This window comes from Lactobacillus sp. UMNPBX1, from assembly GCF_002554085.1.
GTDB classification, from domain to species: Bacteria; Bacillota; Bacilli; order Lactobacillales; family Lactobacillaceae; genus Lactobacillus; species Lactobacillus crispatus.
The window spans coordinates 51,338-74,175 of sequence record NZ_PCZI01000003.1 but is presented as its reverse complement, the minus strand read 5'-3'; the positions used below and the strand labels follow the sequence as shown (position 1 = coordinate 74,175).

Sequence of the window (22,838 nt, the reverse complement as noted above, 5' to 3'; positions counted from 1 at the left end):
GCTTTTTTATTTTGTCTTAAAGCCAAAAACTAGATAGGAAGGATATAAGATGGCAGCAGATCATGAAGGTTGGTATCTTAAAGCGAATGTTGATATTTCAAGTTTGCTTCAAGCCAACAAAGCTACTGATGAGCTCTTTAAGAGCATAAAGAAAGTTGATGCTGGTTTTTCAGGACTGCATGGCAATGATGCCTTAGCAAAAAGCATCAAATCTGCTGATATTGAAACTGCTTCTTATATTGATCGTCTTAAAAGCGAAGGCAAAACCTACGAAGCCAATCAGCAAAAGGTAAATCTGTATTCAAGTCAGATTACTCGGCTTAAGAATCGTCAATCCGGACTAGTTTCCGAGCTTGATAAGATTGCTGCAAAATCTGGTAAGAACAGCGATGCATTCAACATCCAAAAAGCCAGAATCAATGAAACTGCAGCATCTATTAACAAGTTGAATGATGAAGTTAACAAATTGCATCCAACTGGATTTGATCGCTTAACTTCAAGCATCAACAAAGCTGAAAGAGCCAGTGGCAAAATCAAAGACACTTTACGAAGTGGCTGGGACAATATCAAAGGCGGTGCTTATAGTGCCGCTGCTGGTATTACTGCCATTGGTGCCGCTGCCGTAAGTGGTGCTAAAAAAGCCGGTAACTTGCAACAGACCTACAAGGAAGTCAACAACTTGGCTGTCCTTGGTGGTGAACATCAAAGAAACGTAACCAAAGCAATTGCTGAAATGCAACGTCAAGGCCGAGATATGGCCCTCAGGTACGGTAAATCTCAGCAAGAGATTGCTGAAGGTTATGAAGATTTGGTTAAAAGAGGTTATACGACCACCCAGGCATTAGGTGCATTAAGAACTGAAATGCAAGCCTCAGTTGCATCAGGTGATAAATTTAGCGACGTAACCACTGTTTCATCTCAAGTAATAGAAGCATTTGGCATGAGAGTCAAGACTGCTAAAGGTATGATCGAAAATACCAACAAAGCAGTAAACATGTTGGCCTACAGTGCGGATGCTACTTCTACTGGTTTTCACTCATTAGGTGATTCAGTTCATTACTTTGGTGCCGCTGCAAAAGCGGAGCATGTCTCATTGGCTGAGTCAGCTTCTGCGGTAGGTGTATTGAGCAACAATGGTATTGAAGGCTCAATGGGTGGTACTGCCATGCGTGACATCATCGAACGTATTGGTAGTCAGGTAAACGGCATAGGTAAAAAGAACAGTGTCTTTACCAAATTAGGCATTACTGCTAAGGATATTGAAAATAGCAAAGGTCACTTGAAGAGTTTAGCTGATGCTATGGACGTGATTTGGAGTCACATCAAGCAACACAGTGAAAACTCAATCCAAGAACAAGGCTTCATGAAGTCAATCTTTGGTTCAACTGCACAAAACGCAGCAACCATTTTGGCTCAGAACACCGGTGAACTTAGGAAACTAACTGAGGAAACTCAAAAAGTCGGTGATAAGAGTACCTATGTATCTAAGTTAGCTGCTAAAAACTCTGATACTGCAAAGATGCAAGTGGCTAGAGCTAAGCAGGCCATGAATGACTTTGAAATTAACTTAGGTGCAAAATTGTTGCCTGCCATAAACGACGCAGGTGAGGCTCTTGCCAAGTTCCTAACGTCAAGCGATGGTAAGAAGTTTGAAAATGACACAGAAAATGTGATCAAGAACTTTGCTAACACCTTGATCGGCTTGGCTAGATTTGTTACTCAGCATCCAACCGCCATGAAGATTATTGGTGGTAGTTTCTTAGCCGGTTACAGTGCTACTAAAATTGCTCAAACAATTAGCTTCCTTGGTGAACTGAAGAGTAACTTCAAGGAACTGGCCGAAACTAGTCCCAAGATTGCCAATTTAGGCAAGGCAACGTCCCAGCTAACTAAGCCTACTAAAATTTCAAAGATGAATGGTACTGCTAAGCTAACAACAACTGTGGCGGTAGCATTCGATGCTTACCAGATTGGTAGTGATTTCTACCAGGCCATTAACTCCAAGAGTGCCAATGTAAAATATGCCAAATACGGTGCTGGAATTGGCGGCTTAGTTGGTGGCGCTATTGGTGCATCATTAGGTGGTGTTGCTGGCGCACAAATTGGTCTTAAACTTGGTCAAGCAATGGGACCGGCAGCTGCAGCAAGCTTTATGAAGGGATTCAATGCAGGAGTTGATCCTAAAAATGCAATCAAGCAAAAAGTAAAGCTAAAAAATGGTAAAACAGTCACTCTCCCAAGGGATTCTAATTCTAAATGGGTTAATGACCATGGAACTATTCGACGAGTCGACATACGTAATGCAGGAGAAAGAAAATCTCATTCTGATCACTCAGCGTACAACGTAGAGAGCCACTTCTTGCATCCTACAGATCTCGGTGACTTTTTAGGTGCATCATACAAGGGCCTTTGGAATGATATTACACATATCGGTGATCTTGACTACTTTAAGAGAGACAGAGGTGCTCGCCGTCAGCAAGCACGAGGATCTTGGCTAGGAAATGTTGTTAAATACGTTAGATCCAATCAGATGCTCAGTCCACACGGTAAGCCTAGTGATGGAATGGATGGAACTAGAAGCCTATTCCGTGATATAGGCAAGTGGGCAGGTAAGCAAAACTGGGACTGGGGCGACTTTGACCCTCAGAAAAATGGATTTAATCACTGGCTTGCTGGTTTCACGCCTCAAGTTCATGGTAAAAAACCGAAAAATAGTCAACTTAAGCTTGAAGCATCAGGTATTTTACCTAAAGTAAATGCCAAAAAATGGGCTACTGGAATTATTGATGATGCTAAAAAAGGCATGAAAGGTTTTCCTATATGGACCAAGAATTTAGGGCATAGGTCTAGCAAGTGGTTCAAATCTAAATGGCGAGGCATGGAAGCCTGGGGCGGTAGGACTAAGAAAAACGCTCAAAGCGGGCTTCACGGCTTCGAAACTTGGTCTGGTCAAATGAGTGGACGGGCCAACAAGTGGTTCAAGAATAAATGGAATGGGATGCAGCACTGGGCTGGTGGCATCAAGAAAGATGTCAACTCAGGTTGGACTGGCTTTGAAACTGGCTTAGGTCGAATGGCTGGTCGAGCAGTAGCATTCTTCAAGAAACCATTTGAGGGCTTGGCATCTTGGTTCCATGACCATATTCAAAAGCCCCTTGGTGCCTTTGGTGGTAACGTGGATAAGTTCGTTCATGGCAAGCTAAAAGTTGGTAATCTGCACTTAGCTACTGGTACTAATTGGAAATCTAAATATGGAATTCCTGCTGTACTTAACGACGGCTTTGATAGCCCGCAAACCGGCAACCGTGAAAGCATAATTCACAGAAATGGTCAAATTGAGTTATTGCCTAACAAGCGTAACTTGAAGAGAACACTTTTACCTGGCGAAGATGTCATCAATGCTAAAGACACAGCTCGATTAGCTAACAGATTGCATTTTGCTTCTGGAACGATTGGCTTAGCTAATAATACTAAGGCTGCAAGCACCGACTATAAGAAGTTGACTGCTAATGCTACTAAGTCACTAACTCAGCTTGATAAAACCAGCAGAACAAAGTGGCGTGGCATTACTACTAACACAACTAAGCAAAGCACAAAAACTAGAAAGGGCGTAGTCACTGATTACACTAAAATGCGTAGTTCTGTTAATAAACAGATGACTAATATGCACAGCGGTGTAATCAAAACAGCAGCAAGTACTTCCAAAGGCTTTGGCAAGGCAATGGATAAGATGTCCGGTTATGCCAAAGATGCAATGGGAGATACCATCGATCAACTTAACCGTGGTATTCACGGTATTGACAAAGTTATCGGTGAATTTGGCGGTGATGCATCAGCAATTAAACCGGTTCACTTTGCTACTGGTTCAAATGGTGCATTACCTCACAACACGTTAGCAATGGTTAATGATGCTACTACTGGCCCACGTCAGGAATCGATCGTCCGTGGTAATAATTTGATTATTCCATCCGGTAAGGATCGAATTTTACCACTGCAAAAAGGTGATAAGGTTCTGAACGGTCATCAAACACAAGAGATGGCCAAATCAATGGGACTGCCTCACTTTGCTAAAGGTTCTGGCGTTGGTCATGCTGAATTAAAGCAACTTTACAATATTGCCAAGCAAAACTGGAAACAGCCTGAAAAGACTGGTCGGGCAATGTTTAAGCCGGTCAGTGGTTTACAAGCTGGTGCAAAGGTTTTAGCTGATTCAGCAAATAAAACCGGTGCAGATCAAGGTGTAAAGTACTGGTCATCACTTTGGGGCTTAGCTCAAAAGAAAGTTGATGACAGTGGCGGTGAAACTGGTCCTGCTAGTGGCTTGCTTAAGGCGGTTGAACGTTACGGTGAAGGCCATAAGTATGTTTGGGGTGCGACAGGTCCTAGTGCATTTGACTGTAGTGGACTTGTTATGTATGCCCTCAAGCACGCTTATGGAATCGATTATCCACACTTCAGTGGTGCTCAATATGCTAGAACTCAGCATATCAGCAAAGGTCAAGCTCGTATGGGTGACCTGGTATTCTGGGGAAGTTCAGGTAGTGAGCACGTGGGTGTCTATGCTGGCGGTAACAAGTACTTTAGTGCTGAATCTCCAGCTCAAGGCATCCACATGAACACTTTATCGAGTGTTGTCGGTAAGGGCGCTCCACTGTTTGGCCGTGTTAAAGGTGCCAACACTCAAGGATCATTAAGTAAGGGCAAGGTTAGCGTAAAAACTAACAGTACACTTGATAGATTCGTTAAGAACTCAGTAGGCCCAGGCTTCTGGAAGACAATGCAGAAGATCGGTGATGAGTTTGGCGAAGGTGGTGGCTATGGTAACCCCGCTGGTGATGGCGTTGCTAGATGGCGTAAGTACATCGTAAGAGCAGCACATCAAATGCACGCTAGTGTAAGTCCTGGCGATATCTCTAAGATCATGTCGATGATTTCCGCTGAATCTAGTGGTAATCCAACCATTACTCAGCAAATCCAAGACGTGAACAGTGCAGCTGGTGATCCAGCTCAAGGTTTGCTTCAATTTATCCCACCAACCTTTAATGCCTATGCTGTTAAAGGCCATAGAAAAATTAAAAACGGCTATGACCAACTGTTAGCCTTATTTAACGACCGTAACTGGAGATCAGATATTCACTACGGTGGTGGATGGGGACCAACAGGTGGTCGAAGATTTGCCAAAGGAGGAACGCATCACGGAAGTGGTGCGTTTTTAGTTGGCGAAGAAGGTCCGGAAATCTTAAACGTCCCTGGTGACGTAAAGATTGATGACCACCAAACTACCAGACGCAAACTGCGTAGCTTAGCTAAGGACTTTACTCCTGCTAAGCCTGGTCGTTTACCTAATGGCAAGCCTATCATCACAATCAATATTAACTTCAATGGTAATGTTGGTAACTCCAAGCAAGATGCTGACCAAGTGGCCAACATGATTGAAGTAAAAATTGCTGCAGTTCTTGAAAAGTACTTTGGTCATGAATTTGGTTCTGACCCATCGCTTTACTAAGAGGAGGCGAGTTAATGATAAAAAAGAAACAGCCTACCGCTTATGAGAAGACCAAGAAGGCTTATGATGCTTATCACAAAAAAGAGAAGCAAGCCAATAGGGATATGGTCAAGACTCAAACCAAGGCAATTTACTATGAGCAGGAATCTTATGGCAAACCTAAAAAGGAAAAAGAAAAGTTAATTAAGCTGCGTAACAAATGGCTTAAGTCCTATGATGCAGCTAATAAGCGACATAAACGATATAAAAGAGCAGCTGATGCAGCTAAGGATAAGTTAGGCAAGTTACAAACTGCCAAGACTAATCGTGCTGAAGTTGCTGATAAAATTACAAATCATAATAAAGAACACAATAACGAAGGTCATTGTGCGATTTACAGAAGTGACGGTCAATCATCGACCGTCATTTTTATTTCTCCGACTGACACTGAATCTGAAACATCTAGTGTGAATATCACTTCATGGCCAGTTGATAAAGGCTCACCAAGATACAGTCATGCTCGTACAGCTAGCGAATCTAAGTCCATTGCCGGTCTGATCACTGGTAAAGACAGAGCAGAAGCTAACTCTAAATACAAGCAACTTGAGTACTGGCGAGATCATCATACGGAATTAACGTATGAGGGTGATTTTAAGAAGTCACATCTGCTTATCTCTGAATTAGGTCAAAGTTTCTCAGATTTACGTGATAACCTCAAGGTCACTATTACGTTCAGTTACGTTAGAGCTGCCGATGTGACATCTTCAACTGGCAATAAATCTCATGTTAAGAAATCAAAGTCAACTAAGACCACAGCAGGTAGTAGAAACAAACGCTACACAGCAATTACGATCAAGCCTGGCGATACGTTGTTGGGCTTATCTCGTAAATATGGTCAGTCAGTTGCTTGGCTTCAAAAAGTCAATAAGATCAAAAATCCTAACTTGATTTATGCCGGTAGAACTCTTTATTTGAGTAAAAAAGAAAGAGACATCAAGAAGAAAGCTCGGGTGAAGTAAATTGCGTAGATACATTCCAATCGATGTCGATGATTTGCCTGACATTTTTGATATAAGTCTTGCAGGTGGTGTCTACACATTTCGAATTGACTATAACGAGATAGCTGATTACTATACCGTGACTATTTGGGATGCAGACAGCAACCTGCTGTTAACTCAAGAGCCTTTGATTTTAGGTGAACTTGTTGGATATGACTTACCTGATAAGCGATTACCTCGAATTGATTTGCGTGTAATGGATGAAACAAATCAAGCAAATGATGCTGGTAAAGGTAATTTCGGCTATACCGTTCAAATTTATTTGGATGTTGTAGATCCGCTTGGATCTGAGACAGGTGATCCTACTATTAAGCCATTAGGCTACGATCCTGATGAATCGGTAGACAACTACACGGATGAAGAGGTGTCAAGCTGATGGCTATTGTTACTAAAGATTTTCATGTTTGGTTCGAAGTTATCAATAAAAAAGGTCAAAAGCTGACTTTTTTCAACAATGAAACTCCAGAACACAACTTTCCAATAGCGTTTGAAGTAAATTTCAGCGATTCTCCGACTCCTTCAGTTAATACGGTTACGCTGTATAACTTGTCCAAGAGTCATTCCGATTTCTTCGAAAAAGACGAAAAAGTTTACTTATATGCTAATTGGGGACCACACAAAAAGTTGATTTCTGAAGGCTTCATCACAAAATTTGATGTCGCTCAGCATGATGGAACTACTGATTCCAAAGTGATTAATTTTACCGAGGGTACTGACTACAACAATGTGAAAGCTAATAGCTTGAAGGTTGAGAAGAAAAAAGAAGTCAAAAGATCTAAGTTGGTCGAAGCTACCAAACCTGGCCACTATGAAAATAAGATTGTTAATCATCATAGAAAACAGGTTTGGGTACCTGCTAAAAAGGTTAGTCATCGTGTTAAAACACGAGAAACCAAAGTAATTAGATCTAATAAGGTCTACCGAAAAGGCACAAGTTATGAAGCCGTGATCAAGGGGATAGCTGCACAATGTGGTATTAAGATTTCTAAGCTTCAATTACACAAAAATCCTGTATTGAAGCATGCATATACTGCAAAAGGCAAGCCACTTACTTTGATCAAGCAACTAGTTGTTCACACAGAATCATCTTTTACTTATGTTAAAGGAAGATTAGAAATTGTTGATCCAAAATCTGAAAAAAGGACTTGGATTGATATTGATGATCAGGACTTAGTACAGCCACCATCAACTAATTCGGCTGACAGTACGAAGAAAAAGACTTGGGAAATTACGCTTCCTTTTGTGCCTGAAATGGTTATCAATACTGGTATCAACATGAAGTCTCACTACTTAAAAGGCAGATTTTATGTGAAGTCTGGTCAGCATACATCAGATGGAGAAAATCCACAAACTCAATGTTCTTTATTACCAATGTAGGAGGATAACATGGCAAAAAATAATTCTAGTTCTCAAAATGAACTACAAAACGCTGCTTATAATGCAGTGCGAAACTTTAGAGATGGAATGTTTACTGATATGGAATGCTGCTACATTGCAAGACTGGTGAAGTATGATAAGGAAAGCCATTTGGCGGATATACAGCCCTTAACCAAGATGTCTGAAGGTATGGACTCTGCACAATATCTTGATATTCCAGTGACTGAAAATTGTTACATGATGGACGAAATGTTAGATGAACTTAAGTCAGAGTTCAGCAAAGTTGATACAAATACCAGCCTTCCTGAACATGAATCAACATCATTTGTAAGCAAATTTCCTAAAAAGCGACTTTTACGTGTTGGTGTTCCGGTTGTTTGCGCTGTTCTTGATCGTGATAACGATAACTGGAAAGGTGGCCGTGATGCTACGACTTTTATGCCAAATACCAATAGAACTCATGACGCTAACGACTCCGTCGTGATTGGTGTGCTAGGTGGTGATTGGGTCAATGGCTAAAGATTTTAAATCCACGGACTATGGTGATCTTTATGTTGATCCTGAAACACATGACTTTGTTTTGATCGATGGCTTGGAAGAAATCGCTCAAAGAATTAAAGCAACTCTGGAGACCAACTATCGGGAAATGGATGTATTGGATCCAGAGCAAGGCTTGGATTATACGAATTTTCTAGGTAAGCGATTCAACAAAGAACTTGCATCTGATGAACTGCGAGACACAATTCGAAGGCAAGTGCCTGAGGTTGACTCAGTTGAAGATATTGAATTTAAGTTTCAGCCTAATCGTAAATTAACAATTAATTTCAAGGTGATGGCTACTCCAACGGATAGCGAGTTGTCACAAGAAATTGAAGGAGGTGTTGATATTGCCGTCTAATTCTCAATGGGGACTGACGAGTACCGGCTTCTATGTCCCACAATTTCAAGAAATTTTAAGTGCATGGCAAAATGGTATGATTTCTGCAATTGATCCTGATCTAGTAATGACAACTAATTCTAATGCAGGGGCTTTATGTCATATGTTTGCTAGGCGTGAAAAGGCAATGTGGGAACAGATGCAACTCGAATATTATTCATCGTTTATTTCTAAAGCCACTGGTGTAAGTTTGGATTACATTGGCGGTAATTTAGGCTTAAAACGTAAGGTTGATATGCCGTCTTTTGCTCAAATTAAAATTACAACGCAGGAAGAATATCTAATTCAGGCTGGAGAACAATATGAGACCGAAAATGGTTATCAGTTTACTCTCCTGAAAGATGTTTTGACCAAACAAGGTGATGATGGTACCTGGAGCGGAATTGGCTGGGTGCAGTGTGAAGACACAGGCGAAGAGACCAATGTGCCTGCTAACTCAATCACAGTTGAATCTAATCCAGATGATGAAATTATCAGTGTTACTAATCCTGAAGCAGCAGGTGGCGGTCAAGACTATGAAGACGATGACACCTACCGTGAACGACTCAGAATGGAAAATGCTGCTAGACCTGGATCAACTGCAGCCGGAATTAGATCAGCATTAATGAATTTGTCTGGCGTTCGTGAAGTTAACATCGTGCAGAATCCATTTGCAGAAGCTGATAAATATGGCAATCCTCCTTACAGTGTCCATGTTTACTGTTTAGGCGGTAACAAGGAAGACATAGCTGAGTGCCTAGCTGATTACATTGCAGCCGGAATCACTATGGTTGGTAGTCAAGAAATGATGGTCAAGGATGCCACTGGTAATCCTTTGAAGACCAATTTTGACTTTGCTACTGAAAAACAGGTATACGTTAAGGTGCAAATCAACACCAGTGATGCTTGGAATATCGATCAAGGTGCAGATGACGTTAAAACCTCAGTTGCAGTTTATATCAATGATTTAGAGATGGGTAATCCACTTTATATCACTAGATTGTATGGGCCGGTTTATGCCATTGAAGGTGTTGATGATGCGATCCTACAAATTGGACTTGCACCTGATCAGTTAGCAGAAAACGACATCAAGCAGAAAGACTTCGAAGTTGCTAGATGTGATCCTAACAATGTCGAGGTGATCGTAAATGGCTTATGAGACAACTGATCAGCTGATTGACCTGCTATCTCACCACTGGTACAAACGCCACGATGGTAACCTTTATAAATTACTTGATATTTATAACAGCAACCTGGAACAAATCAGTGATAGTGGCGAAAAAGTTGCTGAATGGCGTGCAATCAAAAATGCTGAAGGAACCACATTAGATTTATTTGGTAAAGATATTGAGACTTACAGACCGACTAAGGATGATCCTCCTTATCGGTTTTTAATTTACCTCAAAACTTTACTGGCTAGAGCGCAGGGGACAAGACCGTCAATCGTTAAGATTACCAGTGCTGCCATTGGGACTGATCAAGGTCTCAAGATTTGGAATACTGGTATTCCTAGACATGTGGGTATTCAAATTCCTTGGGATTATGTAAGTCAGTGGCCAATTGAAAAGTTTTTACTAAAAAATCTGCAACACATGCTGGATCTTGGTTACTGGCTTGATGTGATCGTTTTTAAGACCACAACGCATTTACCGCTTTACATAGCTGCAGGCGGTCAGGACAGAACCCATATAATCACCAGAACTCAACTCAAATGGTGGACCGGTTGGAAAACTAAAAATGATGCAAAGCTGTATGTTGGAATGCACACTTCTTATAAAGATGTGTGGCGTGAACACCAGAAACTTAAATGGTGGACTGGCTGGAAGACCAAAAATGATTCAAATTTATACATCGCTGTCACTGGTCGAATAATCAAGACATCAGTATGGCATGCAAAGACAAAGTGGTGGACTAGCACAGAAGCGCAGCTTCACGCTGGTCTCACTATTGGAAACAAAACAATCACTCAAACTACTCAATCAATAAGGACTGAGTAGTTTTTTATTTACAAGAAAGGAGTAGCAAATGGCAGAAGGCTATAAAGAAAAGTTGAATCAACCTTTGCTTACTGATGCCGGACGACAGATCTTTCTTCAAGTCGGCAACGGTGATGGCAAGTTGGTTTACACTAGAGCAACTTTATCGAGCCAAAAACCGGTAGATTCAACTGGTAAAGCACTTGATGATGAAGCTATACGTCAGATTACGTCACTGCCGGACGATCTCAAGGAAGGCCAGTTGCAACTAACACCGGTTCAGAATGATCACTTTGACGTAATCGCTGATTTTAATAACCGAAATCAAGCTGCAGATATCGTCTTTAGCTGTGTTGGTTGGTTTGCCAGAGTTGATACTGATAAGGCACAAGGCCCAGAAACTCTTATCGCTATTGGTTTTACGAAGAATGATCAAGAAACCTTGGCTGCTGGCTCACCTGATGGACTTTCAACAGAAGTCATTTCAGCAGAACTTGATGTGACAATTAGTGATGCTGCGAATATCGATATGCACGTCAACGAGATTGGCTATGTTACTAGAGCAGAGTTAAATACTTGGCAAACTAAGATTCAAAGTGACATCAACACCGAGTTTGACACTCAATCTAAGGTGTTAACAGTTACCTTAAACGGTAAAGATCCAACCAAGGCCGATGACAACCACGTAATTAATTTGCCTACTTACGACAAGACCACAATCGATCAGATGGTGGCTGGTGCAGGCAAGGGTGCCGGTATTAATACTGTTCAAGGTGTAGCACCTAACTCAACCGGTAACGTTGATCTTACAAGCGTCTTTTACTTAAAGACCGATGTTGACAATCTTGTAAAAGCACAAAACGAACAGATTAAGACTCTGCAGAATGCCAGTGGCACAAAGGACACTGAAATTACAGGCCTGAACAATCAAATCACTGGCTTAAACAACCAAATCAATGACCTAGTCAACCGTGTAAAGTTCCTAGAACAAAACGCAATGTTAGGCAAGCGATTTACTAAGGCACAAGAAGCTGACGCTACCGCATGGGAAAACAACAATCCTAACTATATTGCGATCGTTACTGATAACTAGGGGGGGTGATTGAGTGAGTTTAATTAGAGATCCGGCAACTATCACCAAGGTAGGTCGTCAAATGATGACGGCAGGCGGTGATATTACTTACACCAAGGCTACACTGTACGGTCAAGATATTAGTCACCTTACAAAGGATCAACTAGAAAGCTTAACTTCAATCGGTAGTCCTTTGATGACTGTTCCGGTAGGTATCAGTGATAAGAGCGTTAATGGGAGTGCCACGACAATAGTACTTGAAGTAACATTTCAGAATAGTAATTTAAAAGCTGACTTGCCTTACACGGCAGTTGGCTTTTTTGCTAAGAAGGGCGACGATGAAAAGCTTGTCCTTGTTGGCGTTGCTGATCCAGGTGCTTACTTAGTCGCTACTCCTCCAGACGGTATCGCCACCGATGCACTTGATATTAAAGTTGCAATTTCAATCGGTGACGCTGCTTCTGTCACTGCTGTGGTTGACCCGGCTGGATCAGTTACGCCAGCAACGCTTAATGGAGCAATCAACAAAGCTACACACGACCTGACAGCACAAATTGATACTAAGGCTGATAAAACGACCGTAGAGCAGGAATTAGCTATTAAGGCTAACTTTACTGACGTTGATAAAAAACTCGATACGAAGGCTAATTCTAGCGATGTGTACACCAAAAAGCAGGTTGATGATGCTTTTGCTAATCGTGATGCCACAATTGCCACCAAGGCAGACAAAGCCGTGGTTGATGCTGAGATTGCAAAAATCGACTTTACCCCGTATGCCAAAACAGTAGACGTTGACACCAAGATCAAGGATGTTAGCGATGTGGTAGCCACCAAGGTTGGCACAGATTACAGTTACAGCAAGGCAGAGCTTGATAAAAAGCTGCTTGCTATCTCTACTGATACGGACGGCAAAGTTGACGCTAGTCAAGTAGCCGACATGATTACCAACAAGGCTGACAAGGCAGACGTTGACAAGTCAATCAAGGCAGTCAATGACACGCTAGCAACCAAGGCGGACCAAGCAACGACTTATAGCAAAACCGATGTTGATAAGCTGCTAAGCGCCAAGGATGACGTGACTGACGTTGATGCCAAAATTAAGACTGTGACCGATCTAGCCAACACAAAGGCTAGTCAGGACGGCTTAAACAAACTGAGCCAAGCCGTTGATACCAAGGCTGACAAGGCTACGGTAGACGCACAAATTGCTGGAATTGATTTCTCAAAGATTAAATTCCGCAAACAGTACTTAGACAGCCAAGGACAAACGCAAGATCACACCTGGAAAGCAACCAAGAATACCGATGGTACTTACACCATTGATCTTTACAATGATGACTGGACGGCTTCAAAGGTGCACGACTTGCTAGCTCAATTGCCTACTAAGGCTGACCAGTCAAACGTTAACTCACTGGTACAGGACGCTAAAAATACGGCTACGTCAAGGGCAGATAATTTGCAGAATCAAATTAATAGTAAGCTTAATTACTATTACGTTGGTGACGGGTATGATGTGCTTAGCTCAGATGGTAAATGGGGCATTTTGGAATCAAACAATGCTCAAAACCTAAAGAATCTCCCTGCAATGGGTAATACAACTTGGGCCCACATGCTTAAATTGGAAAGAGACGGCTGGGGCGTCGTTATTGTCTATTCACAGGACAACACAATCTGGCAAAACGTCAAAAATGGCGATACTTGGACTGGTTGGTCACGATTAGCGAATGCACTAGACGTTAATAACCTGCAAAAGAATATTGACGGGGCTAATGCCAACGCTAATGGCCGTTTGCCTTATAGCGGCGGTAACATGTCCCTGCGGTCAACGATCAATTGGAATGGTGGCGGAATCAACGACAGAACGGGCAACCTCGGTGGCTTGCACTGGGAAGGCGGTACTGACAGGGTTGACTTATTTGCTGACCAAGATGGCAACGATAACCTAGACCTTGTAATCCAGTTGGGTGACGATAATTCCAACTCCGTGGTTATCCGCAACGCTAGCGGCGCACAGGTGGCAAGAATCGATGCTGGTGGTAATATCACTAGTCCAACGATTACCACATTACAAAACCAAGTTAACGACTTGATTAATCAAATCAACTACATTAAGGATAACTACATTGAAGGCCGCCGCTTCCCAGCTAGTCAAGAAGCACAAGCCCAAGCTTGGGAAAACGAAAAGCCTACTAGAATTGCAATGATTGAAAAATAATAGAAGGGAGCGGAAACATGCTAGATCATATGCTGTTTAATAGATTAAAATGGTTCAACATTGACAACAATTCCCAGCAGATCACAGCAAACGGTAAGAAATGGGGAGCTTATCCAACTAGCGTGAAATTGAATGGAACAGGAGAGCTTTTCTCTAACTTAGGTTTTGGTAATGTTATCGGAACCCCAGACTGTGAATGCTACGCTAAAATTGTTAATGGGTTTGGAACTTTCTATGTTGTAAATTACAAAGGGTCAATGGCATTCATTCGAGGTGACCAAGTTTCATCCGAAAATTGGGGGGGGGTAGAAGCCTCACTATCCGCTTGTATCAACAATTTAGGTCACTTGTTTACCTACGTAGGGAGGTGGCTTAGATGTTAGATCATTTAATTTTAAACAAGCTTAAATGGTGGGATTCCACTGATAGACCATTGATTGGAAAAAGAATCACAGCTTCGCTTGATACTTATCACACGGTAAAAGCCGGGTTTAACTTTACTGCTGAGGATTACAGCAATACGCCAGCTAAAACCAGGGTAGAAAATGCCCTAATTGTAGCAGCTTACAAATTTAATGGCTTAGCTGGTAATGCACCAAGTGGCACGTATATTTTGACTGATCAGGACAACGCCAAATGGCTAAGACTTTACGGCTCCGAAAATATTTTCGGGGGGGGTAAATCCCTACTAAGCCACTTATATCAATGGTTTAGAAACCTTTACAGAATGGTGGTGATCGCATGTTAGATCACTTGCTATTCAACAGATCCAAGTTTTATCCAATAGATGATAATACTGACTTAATTACTGCTGATAGTCAAAAATTTGTTAAAAGCTATATCGGTAAGAAAGTAACAGTAGGGGCACCAGTCTCTTGCTACAACACACAAAATGATATGGAATACTGGGATCAATACAATCAATTTAATGTCGGAGACACTGTAACAAACCAAGTTATTGATAAAAACAATGAAATCTGGTTAAGCGTTGATAATGCTAAGTTCCTCGACTCACATCCAAGACCATTTTTCAAATTAAGTGAATTTCTCTCAAACGGCGGTAAATTATCATAAAAATTAAGGACAACACTCGCAAGAGTGCTTTTTTTATGCAAAAACAACCTAGCTCACAGGGCGTACCCGTGAGCTTTTTTTAATAGAAAGGAGCCAATTATGGCTGACGAAACACAAAACGCACCAGTAGCGGGCGCAGAAACAAACGCTACACAAGAACAACCTACTAAGGTTGCACCTTTTATCTATTACTACAGTGACCCTGATGAAGCAGAGACACTGTTACACCACTTGCCAATTCCAAGTTTTATTGACTTGTCTCAACAAATTGCGGCAGGCAAGTTATGGCACATCTATAACATCTCTGCTCCAAGCAAGGACATGGAAGATCCTATTGTTGACGTAAGAACCAACTCATGGGTAGAAAACAGCAAGAACGCTCAAACCAAAGTCTTAGCAGAAACTACACAAGCTATTGATGCTTTGAAAGCAAAAGGTGAAGAACTTGACCAAGCCAACGACAAGGTAGATGCCGCAATCAAGGCAATGCAACAAAGCCAACAAATGCAAACTCAACAGTCATTAGCCTTGACCCAAGGCTTGCAAAAGGTTGTAGAAGGCCAACAACAAACTGCCAAGGTCATGGCATCAATGCAACAAATCTTGGTCGGCATGAAGGCAGATCAAGCCAAGGCAGACGGTATACCAGCTACCAATCAACCAACTGAAAACGATAAGAAGCAAGAAAACGGAGGTAACTAATTATGACTGATTTAAATTCTTTATTTTTGCAAATGTGGGTACTCGACTTTCAAATGGGACTTTTTAAAGAGCCTTACTTTCAAGGCTTAGTACGACAGGGCTTGTTGACTACTGCAGGTTACAAGGAAGTCACAGGTGAGGATTATGTTGCACCACAAGCACAACCAAGCCAACCAGCTGCACAAGCTTAATCGGTTCAATTTCATCAAAACAGGCTTGTTGATCGTAGGATTAGCAGTCTGCTTCATGATTGATCGTACTTATTTCTTCTATCCGCCATCACTAGCACCAGCATGGAATAATCTGTGGGTCGATGTTATCGGCTTGCTGTCGGGAGTAATTCTCATTCTGTGCGGTGTTTGTGACCTTCATATAGATTTTATCGTTAAGGCGGGGCTAGGCATCTCAGCAGCTTTTCTAACCGTTTTAGTAGTAGCGGAATCCTTCCATGTTATTGGAATTGGCTATTTTAGATTTCATCCAGCAATCTTGTTTGAGATCTACTCAATCGTTAATCTCTTACAAATTGCTTACGAATACGAACCACGGTACTAGGAAAGGGGCTGATACACGTGCAAAGTCTCAAGGACATACTTAGTGTACTAGCTCCCATAGCGGTAACGCTTTTAACGACATATCTAAGTGATAAGAGAGTAGCGAGACGGGACGACCATAGTTTTCTCAAAGATGATTACGAGATGGTCGTCAAGGAAAATAAGGAATTACGAAAAGAAAACGAGAGACTCAGAAAGGAGTTAAACGAGAATGAATGATTTTTGGGCTACATTTTTAGTTAAGTGTGTTGGGTTGCTACTAGGTTTTGTATTTACTGGCGTAGTAGGCTATTTTTCTAAGCACCACATCAAAATCAAGTTACAAGGTCAAGAAATTGATGCTACACAAGCCATTCAAACTGCTATTGAATTAGCGGTTAAGTGGGGCATTCACAGCGCCGACACTAATCAAAATTGGTCAAGTCAAGACAAGGAAAAATATGTCGAGAACTTAGCTGTACACTTCCTTGAAACTTTACCAGTGCCTGTTAAAGATGCTGACAAGTATCGTCCTGAAATTCGGGCTTGTATTGAAGCAACTTTAGCTGGCGTTAAGTTAGCTAAGAGTGAAGCGAATGCGGCCAATGCTACACAACCTATGCCTGAACCAGCTAAGGTAGACGGTAATATTGAAGCTGTAACCGATGAAAAGCCTGCTACTGATACAAAGGGTGATAAATAATGACTCTAAATATTGTTGATTTATCCAGCAATAATGGCCCTGTAAATCTAGCTACTTTAAAACATGCAGGCTGTGATGGCGTGATTATCAAAGCTACCGAGTCAAACTATTACGTTAATCCTTACTTTGCTGGGCAGGTAAAGCAAGCTGCACGACTAGGCATGCTGATTGGTGCATATCACTACTCAGATGGTGGCAGCGTATCAGCAAACATTAACCATTATTGGAATACAGTTAAGCCTTACGCTAAGTACATTGACTTGCACATTCTCGATTATGAGGGACGCAATATTGTTCGTGGCAGTGTTGGTCATGCTAGTGCTGCATTAGCTATGCTTAAAAAGCTAACAGGAAAGACACCTATGATTTACATGGGCTTATCTGATGAAAATTCTTATAACTGGTCAAGTGTGACTGCCTATCCATTATGGGTAGCACAATACAATGACATGAACAATCATTATGGATTTCATCCTCGTTCACTGTATGGAAGTTTGCGTCACTGGAAGAATATGGCGATGTTCCAGTACAGTGCTACGTCTTACATTGGCGGTATTGGCCAAGTTGATGTGTCTGTTTACTATGGTAGCAAGTTGAGTTTTAGCAACAAAGGAAGTGTTGAAATGGCAGAACATTGGAAAGCACCGGTTGAGTTTGATGACTTGGGTGCTTTTAAAGTAATGCAAAAAGAAGCTACATTTTGGAATGATGCCAACAATGATAAAAAAGTTGGCACAACTAACGCTGGCAAAATTTACCGCATTACAAAGGAAAAGAATGGCTTTTACAAGATTGCAAATCATGATATGTGGCTAGATGGTAGAACAGGAGACTTCCATGCCAATCCTGTTGCCTATAGTGACAAAATTCATGCCAAAATCGTAGTTGTAAAGCCAACGTCAGGTCATAAAGACCTAACTACTAAGGTAGTGGGCAAAACTTTCAAAGTTGGGTCAACTTGGAAGATGTTCGGCTATAAGACTTTTAAATCTGCGTCAGGTACTACATGGCATTGGGCACAGGTTGGAGCAGGAGATAACAAGTACATCAACTTAGATAAGTGCCGTGTACTTGTTTAAGTAATTAATATATTGGACAAAAGAGCCACTCGAGGAGAAATCCTCGGGTGGCTCTTTTTTGTGTTATAATTATTCATGAGAAGTTTTTAATTCAAAGAGGTAGAATTAATTGCTTATAACTTATTGCTCGTAACTATTGGCGTAGTTACGGGCTTTTTTTGTGTTATAATGATAAGGAAGTTGCATAATCATGCAATCGTATCATTGCGATACGTGGATTGAAATTCTTTTTAACCTTGAATGCAAATTCAAAGAGAGCCTCTTCGGGGGCTTAAACCAAATGATAGCTTATATAACTCTAACAAAGATGTTTTGAAAAAACAAAAAAGGGAGGAACTACTAAAGTTCTTCCCTTAGATTTTTCCACTGAAATTTCACTGAAAAAGCACTGAATAAAATGATATATTATTCTGTGTTATTGATCTTTTTAGCCTGTGACAAGCCTATCCTATAGACTATAAAACACTATTGATATTACCTTTCCCTCCTCCTTAGAAGTGATAAATACCATTTTCTTCATTGATAATCTTGCTACATATTGCAGTGACGCTGTATTTGTGCCGCTGCTTTTTTGTTATTATTGGTAATAAAATACGTAAAAAGTACGTAAAGTTTTTTCGATTAGCATTTAACAAATAACTTAAATAGAACTACCATATAGGTGGCTGGACGAGAATCTTCTCTCGTAGAAGCAATTAATAAACCAATTTTCTTCATTTATAATCTAACCGAAAAGGACAGGGATGCTCAATTGCATTGCTGTCCTTTATTTTTGATAATCTTCGCCGTAAATATAACGATGTAATTTTAGGTATTGCTCATATAATCTGCGTTCATTTTGATTGTCTTTTGGAAAATAATATTGTTTGCCTTTGAGTCCCTTGGGCATATAATTTTGCTTGGCGATTTGATGCGGAGCTTGAAAAGGTGACTCAGCTAGGCCAGCTCCCGTGATTTCTTTAGCGTGTTTATAATGAAAGTCACGCAAACTATTAGGCATGGGATACCGATTGGGATGATCACTATCTTGATCAAGTCTTTCCCAAATTTCCTCAAATGCTCCTGATTTTGGCGAAATACACATTAACATTGTTGCAAACATTAGTGGATATTTAGCTTTAGGCATTCCTATCTTTTCAGCTTGATTAGCTGCAGTAACAATTTGAGTTACTTGTTGCGGATTAGCTAAGCCAATATAAGTATATGGAATCTCACGCAGACGCCGTACAACCGAAGCTAAATCTCCATTTTTTAGCAAAATAGCAAGATAATAAAGTGCAGCATCTGTGTCAGAGCCAGCCATAGAGTCAGAATATGCAGCTAAATAATCGTAATGTTTAGTGGCTTTCTTATCATAGCTAAAGAATTGCTGCTTAGTAAACGATTTAACATTTGCTAAGGTGATCTTTTTAGGATTAAGTGCATGAACAGTCTCTAAAATGTTTAAAGCAATTCGTAGGTCGCCATCAGCTGCAGCTGCTATCAAATTTAACGAATTTTTTTCAACTTGGTGATCTACTAATTTAAGGACCTTAGTACATGCCTTGTTCAAAACAGCTGCAATATCGTCTTCTGTTAGAGGATTGAACTCAAAGATTTGACAACGTGACCGCACAGCTGGCACAATCGACATAATTGGATTTTCAGTGGTAGAGCCAACAAGTAGAACGTGACCATTTTCTAAATAAGGTAATAAAAAATCTTGTAGATTTTTGGTCATACGGTGGATTTCATCAATTAAAAGAACGAAGGTCTGATACTTATAAGCATTAATAATGTTGTTCAACTGTGCTTTATTATCAATTGAAGCATTAAAGGAAGCAAAGGGATAATCATTCTCTTTAGCAATAATTTGAGCTAAACTTGTCTTTCCGGTACCAGGAGGCCCCCAGAGAAGTAAAGAAATATTAACATGCTGCTTGATAATATTTCTTAAAGCCTTTCCTGGTCCCAGCAATTCACTTTGGCCTACCATATCCGCCAGTGTTTGCGGCCTCATTTGTTCGGCAATTGGTGTTTTAAAATTCATCAAATTCCTTCTTTCAGTAAGGTAAGTATACTATTTTCTACAATTTTTTTGTAAAAATAGCTTGCACTATCAAAAAGTAAGTTATACAATAGAACTAATGTACGAGAAGTTAACGAGTTTTTTTAGAAAGAGGCGTATTGTATGATTACTCTTTATATGTCAACAAGTAGTGCATCTTCACGTAAGGCGAGAGCATGGCTTAACAAATATCATCTTTCTTTCAAGGAAAAGAACGTCTTTAAGGAATTATCTAAAGAAGATGTCCTTCATCTGTTGTCTTTAACTGAAAATGGAACTGAGGATATTTTATCTACTCGTTCACAGTCTTTCAAACAATTAAAGAATAAGTTGAATGAAGACTTGTCATTGTCTAAAATGGTTGATCTAATTACTCAGAATCCAGGATTATTAAAGAGACCTATTATTGCAGACGACCATCGGATGCAGGTGGGCTATAATGAAGAAGATATTCGTCAGTTCTTGCCTCGTGATATCAGAAAAGCTGAATTAATTGAGGCACAACGGATTGCTGATGCTGCTTAAATAAGACAAAAAACGATGAATTTACCTTTGTGGGTGATTCATCGTTTTATTTTGCTCTAAATTTTTATTTAGCTGAACCTGGGCGTTGCTTCTTGGCTACTTTTTTACCCATAGTCATGTTGTCATTATATCCCCATACCCAAACTGCAATAAATGAAACTATAATTGAAACAGCACTGGCAATTAGGAAAGTATAGAAACTATTTAGTTGAGTAGGATGGGCCGGGTTGAAAAAGCTTGAGAAGCCAATTAGACCACCGGTAAAGCCATACATAGTACCATGCATTAAACCAGTAACTAGGCCACCGAAGGCTGAGCCAATACAACCTGAAGCAAAGACCTTCTTATATCTTAAGTTAATCCCATAAATAGCGGGTTCAGTAACACCGCAGAAGGCTGAAATAGCTGCTGCAATTCCTAGCTCTTTTATGTCTGCTTTCTTTGATTTGATTGCGACTGCAAGAACAGCTGCACCTTGAGAAACCATTGTTGCGCAGATAATTGCGTTTAATGAGCTTTGACCAGTTGAGGCAATTTGTTGAGCAACTAGTGGCACAACGCCCCAGTGAAGACCAAAAATAACCAATAACTGATAAAAGGCACCGATTATTAAGCCGCCAACCCAGCCAGATGCAGATACTAGCCAGTTAATAAAGACTGCGATACCATTTGCGGCTCCTTGAATGATTGGACCGGTAATAACTAATGTGATAGTTGAAACTACAAGGATAGTAATTAATGGGGTAAAGATCATTTGCAAGTAACTAGGCAAAACTTTCTTTAACCACTGTTCACATTCTTTAGCTAGCCAAGCAGCTAAAATCATTGGAAAGATAGAGTAGGAATAGTTTAAGAATTGGAAGTTCCAAGATCCAAGACTAAACATTGTCGTCATACTCTTGCCCCAAGTAATCATTTGTGGATAAACTAAGAAACCGCCAATTACTGCAGCAATCATTGGATCGGATCCTAACCGCTTAGCGGCTGCAAATCCTACTAGAACTGGTAGAAAGAAGAAAGCAGAGTCGGCCATAGCACTAACTGTGACATAGACCGGACTCTTGACGCTAAGTAAAGCACCAAGTTGTGGAAGGGTGAGTAGTGCAAGTAAGCCTTTGATGATACCCGATGCTGCAATAACACCGATTACAGGACTCATTGAGCCGGTAATAAAACCAATTAGATTACTAAAGGCTCTAGAAACAGGATTTTTACCATCATCCTGATTATTAGTTTGAGGTGCAGGATTGTCACTAAGACCAGGCAATTGTTTCATAACTGCATCGTAAACATTGGTAACCTCATTACCGATTACGACTTGATATTGACCACCAGCATGCATAACGTCAAGTATGCCACGTTGATTTTTTAAAATATCATCATTGGCTTTAGACTCATCTTTCAAATAAAAGCGCAAACGTGTGATACAGTGAATCAGGTTATTTATATTATCTTTACCACCAACATTCTTAATAATGAAAGTAGCTAATTCATCATACGAAAGTTTCTTGTCTGAACTATCTTCTTTTGACTCCTTTAAATAAGCTCGAGCAACTGTATCGCCAGCTTCTGCTTTACCTTCAGTTACATCTAAGCCATCAAGTTTCATAGATGAATTGGTGATTAAAGTCATAATCGTAGTATCAAGATCTTTTGCTTTAATCATCTCTATATTCATCGTGGCAATTTGGTCACCAGCTTTAACTTCCTGACCATTTTTAATTACTACATCAAACGGTTCACCTTTAAGTCCAACCGTATCAACTCCCATGTGGACCAATACTTCTAGACCATCTTTAGTAGTAATTCCGATCGCATGCTTTGTTTCAGCAATCATTGAGATAGTGCCGCTAACTGGTGCAAGAACTATATTATCAGTTGGTGTTAAACCAAAACCATCACCCATAGTTCCTTTGCTAAAGATAGGATCACTTGTTTTACTTAGTGCAATTACTTGACCATTAGCAGGAGCAAGTAATGCAATTTCGTTTTTATTCATAAGTGTTATTCTCCCTTTCCTATAAAAGCGTTTTCACAAAATTCATTTATTATGATATTCCTGTACGTACAAGTTGT

21 protein-coding genes are annotated in these 22,838 nt (G+C 40.6%); 19 read left to right on the top strand and 2 right to left on the bottom strand.

Annotated features, from left to right (window positions below):
• Positions 1 to 49: 49 nt before the first annotated feature.
• The 18 genes from CP352_RS03215 to CP352_RS03125 all read left to right on the top strand — a co-directional run bounded on the left by CP352_RS03215 (position 50) and on the right by CP352_RS03125 (position 18,190).
• Positions 50 to 5,506, top strand: coding sequence for a phage tail tape measure protein (locus tag CP352_RS03215; protein ID WP_089150666.1), 5,457 nt, complete (start codon positions 50 to 52; stop codon positions 5,504 to 5,506).
• 14 nt (positions 5,507 to 5,520) lie between these two features.
• Positions 5,521 to 6,504, top strand: a complete 984-nt coding sequence (locus CP352_RS03210) for a LysM domain-containing protein (protein ID WP_089150504.1) — start codon at positions 5,521 to 5,523, stop codon at positions 6,502 to 6,504.
• A gap of 1 nt (position 6,505) precedes the next feature.
• A complete protein-coding gene (locus CP352_RS03205) occupies positions 6,506 to 6,919 on the top strand; it encodes a hypothetical protein (RefSeq protein WP_089150505.1) in 414 nt (137 codons plus the stop codon).
• On the top strand, positions 6,919 to 7,920 hold the full coding sequence (locus tag CP352_RS03200; protein ID WP_089150506.1) for a hypothetical protein: 1,002 nt from the start codon (positions 6,919 to 6,921) through the stop codon (positions 7,918 to 7,920). Before CP352_RS03205 ends, CP352_RS03200 begins: the two co-directional genes overlap by 1 nt.
• Before the next feature lie 9 nt (positions 7,921 to 7,929).
• Complete coding sequence (locus CP352_RS03195; protein WP_089150507.1) at positions 7,930 to 8,439, top strand: hypothetical protein; 510 nt, start codon at positions 7,930 to 7,932, stop codon at positions 8,437 to 8,439.
• Entirely contained in the window at positions 8,432 to 8,818 is a 387-nt protein-coding gene (locus CP352_RS03190; protein WP_089150508.1) for a DUF2634 domain-containing protein, read from the top strand. The genes CP352_RS03195 and CP352_RS03190 overlap by 8 nt, the downstream gene beginning before the upstream one ends.
• A complete protein-coding gene (locus tag CP352_RS03185) occupies positions 8,808 to 9,995 on the top strand; it encodes a baseplate J/gp47 family protein (protein WP_233186902.1) in 1,188 nt (395 codons plus the stop codon). Before CP352_RS03190 ends, CP352_RS03185 begins: the two co-directional genes overlap by 11 nt.
• A complete protein-coding gene (locus CP352_RS03180) occupies positions 9,985 to 10,833 on the top strand; it encodes a hypothetical protein (RefSeq protein ID WP_089150509.1) in 849 nt (282 codons plus the stop codon). The genes CP352_RS03185 and CP352_RS03180 overlap by 11 nt, the downstream gene beginning before the upstream one ends.
• Positions 10,834 to 10,861: 28 nt before the next feature.
• Positions 10,862 to 11,905 carry a hypothetical protein gene (locus CP352_RS03175; protein ID WP_089150510.1) on the top strand — a complete coding sequence of 348 codons (1,044 nt, stop codon included), beginning with the start codon at positions 10,862 to 10,864 and terminating at the stop codon, positions 11,903 to 11,905.
• 13 nt (positions 11,906 to 11,918) lie between these two features.
• The gene (locus CP352_RS03170) at positions 11,919 to 14,099 is read left to right on the top strand and encodes a hypothetical protein (RefSeq protein ID WP_089150667.1); all 2,181 of its coding nucleotides are present in this window, start codon (positions 11,919 to 11,921) and stop codon (positions 14,097 to 14,099) included.
• A gap of 17 nt (positions 14,100 to 14,116) precedes the next feature.
• Positions 14,117 to 14,482: a hypothetical protein gene (locus tag CP352_RS03165; protein WP_180707072.1), complete on the top strand. Its 366-nt coding sequence runs from the start codon at positions 14,117 to 14,119 to the stop codon at positions 14,480 to 14,482.
• Entirely contained in the window at positions 14,476 to 14,847 is a 372-nt protein-coding gene (locus tag CP352_RS03160) for a hypothetical protein (protein WP_098034854.1), read from the top strand. The genes CP352_RS03165 and CP352_RS03160 overlap by 7 nt, the downstream gene beginning before the upstream one ends.
• A complete protein-coding gene (locus CP352_RS03155; RefSeq protein ID WP_089150514.1) occupies positions 14,841 to 15,173 on the top strand; it encodes a hypothetical protein in 333 nt (110 codons plus the stop codon). Before CP352_RS03160 ends, CP352_RS03155 begins: the two co-directional genes overlap by 7 nt.
• 99 nt (positions 15,174 to 15,272) lie before the next feature.
• Entirely contained in the window at positions 15,273 to 15,875 is a 603-nt protein-coding gene (locus CP352_RS03150; RefSeq protein ID WP_089150515.1) for a hypothetical protein, read from the top strand.
• A gap of 2 nt (positions 15,876 to 15,877) precedes the next feature.
• The gene (locus CP352_RS03145; protein WP_089150516.1) at positions 15,878 to 16,066 is read left to right on the top strand and encodes a hypothetical protein; all 189 of its coding nucleotides are present in this window, start codon (positions 15,878 to 15,880) and stop codon (positions 16,064 to 16,066) included.
• Complete coding sequence (locus tag CP352_RS11265) at positions 16,020 to 16,430, top strand: hypothetical protein (protein WP_233186901.1); 411 nt, start codon at positions 16,020 to 16,022, stop codon at positions 16,428 to 16,430. Before CP352_RS03145 ends, CP352_RS11265 begins: the two co-directional genes overlap by 47 nt.
• A gap of 210 nt (positions 16,431 to 16,640) precedes the next feature.
• Positions 16,641 to 17,111, top strand: coding sequence for a hypothetical protein (locus tag CP352_RS03130; RefSeq protein WP_089150518.1), 471 nt, complete (start codon positions 16,641 to 16,643; stop codon positions 17,109 to 17,111).
• Positions 17,111 to 18,190 (top strand): glycoside hydrolase family 25 protein, encoded by a 1,080-nt coding sequence (locus tag CP352_RS03125; protein ID WP_089150519.1) that lies wholly within the window; start codon positions 17,111 to 17,113, stop codon positions 18,188 to 18,190. The genes CP352_RS03130 and CP352_RS03125 overlap by 1 nt, the downstream gene beginning before the upstream one ends.
• Before the next feature lie 766 nt (positions 18,191 to 18,956).
• Here the strand turns inward: CP352_RS03125 and CP352_RS03120 are convergent.
• Positions 18,957 to 20,219, bottom strand: coding sequence for a replication-associated recombination protein A (locus CP352_RS03120; RefSeq protein ID WP_005727739.1), 1,263 nt, complete (start codon positions 20,217 to 20,219; stop codon positions 18,957 to 18,959).
• A 141-nt stretch (positions 20,220 to 20,360) separates the two neighbouring features.
• Between CP352_RS03120 and spx the strand changes: the two genes are divergently transcribed.
• The gene (gene spx, locus CP352_RS03115) at positions 20,361 to 20,762 is read left to right on the top strand and encodes a transcriptional regulator Spx (protein ID WP_054832959.1); all 402 of its coding nucleotides are present in this window, start codon (positions 20,361 to 20,363) and stop codon (positions 20,760 to 20,762) included.
• Positions 20,763 to 20,826: 64 nt separating this feature from the next.
• On the opposite strand, the gene CP352_RS03110 is transcribed toward spx, so the two are convergent.
• A complete protein-coding gene (locus CP352_RS03110) occupies positions 20,827 to 22,761 on the bottom strand; it encodes a PTS glucose transporter subunit IIABC (protein ID WP_089145389.1) in 1,935 nt (644 codons plus the stop codon).
• Between the last annotated feature and the right edge of the window lie 77 nt (positions 22,762 to 22,838).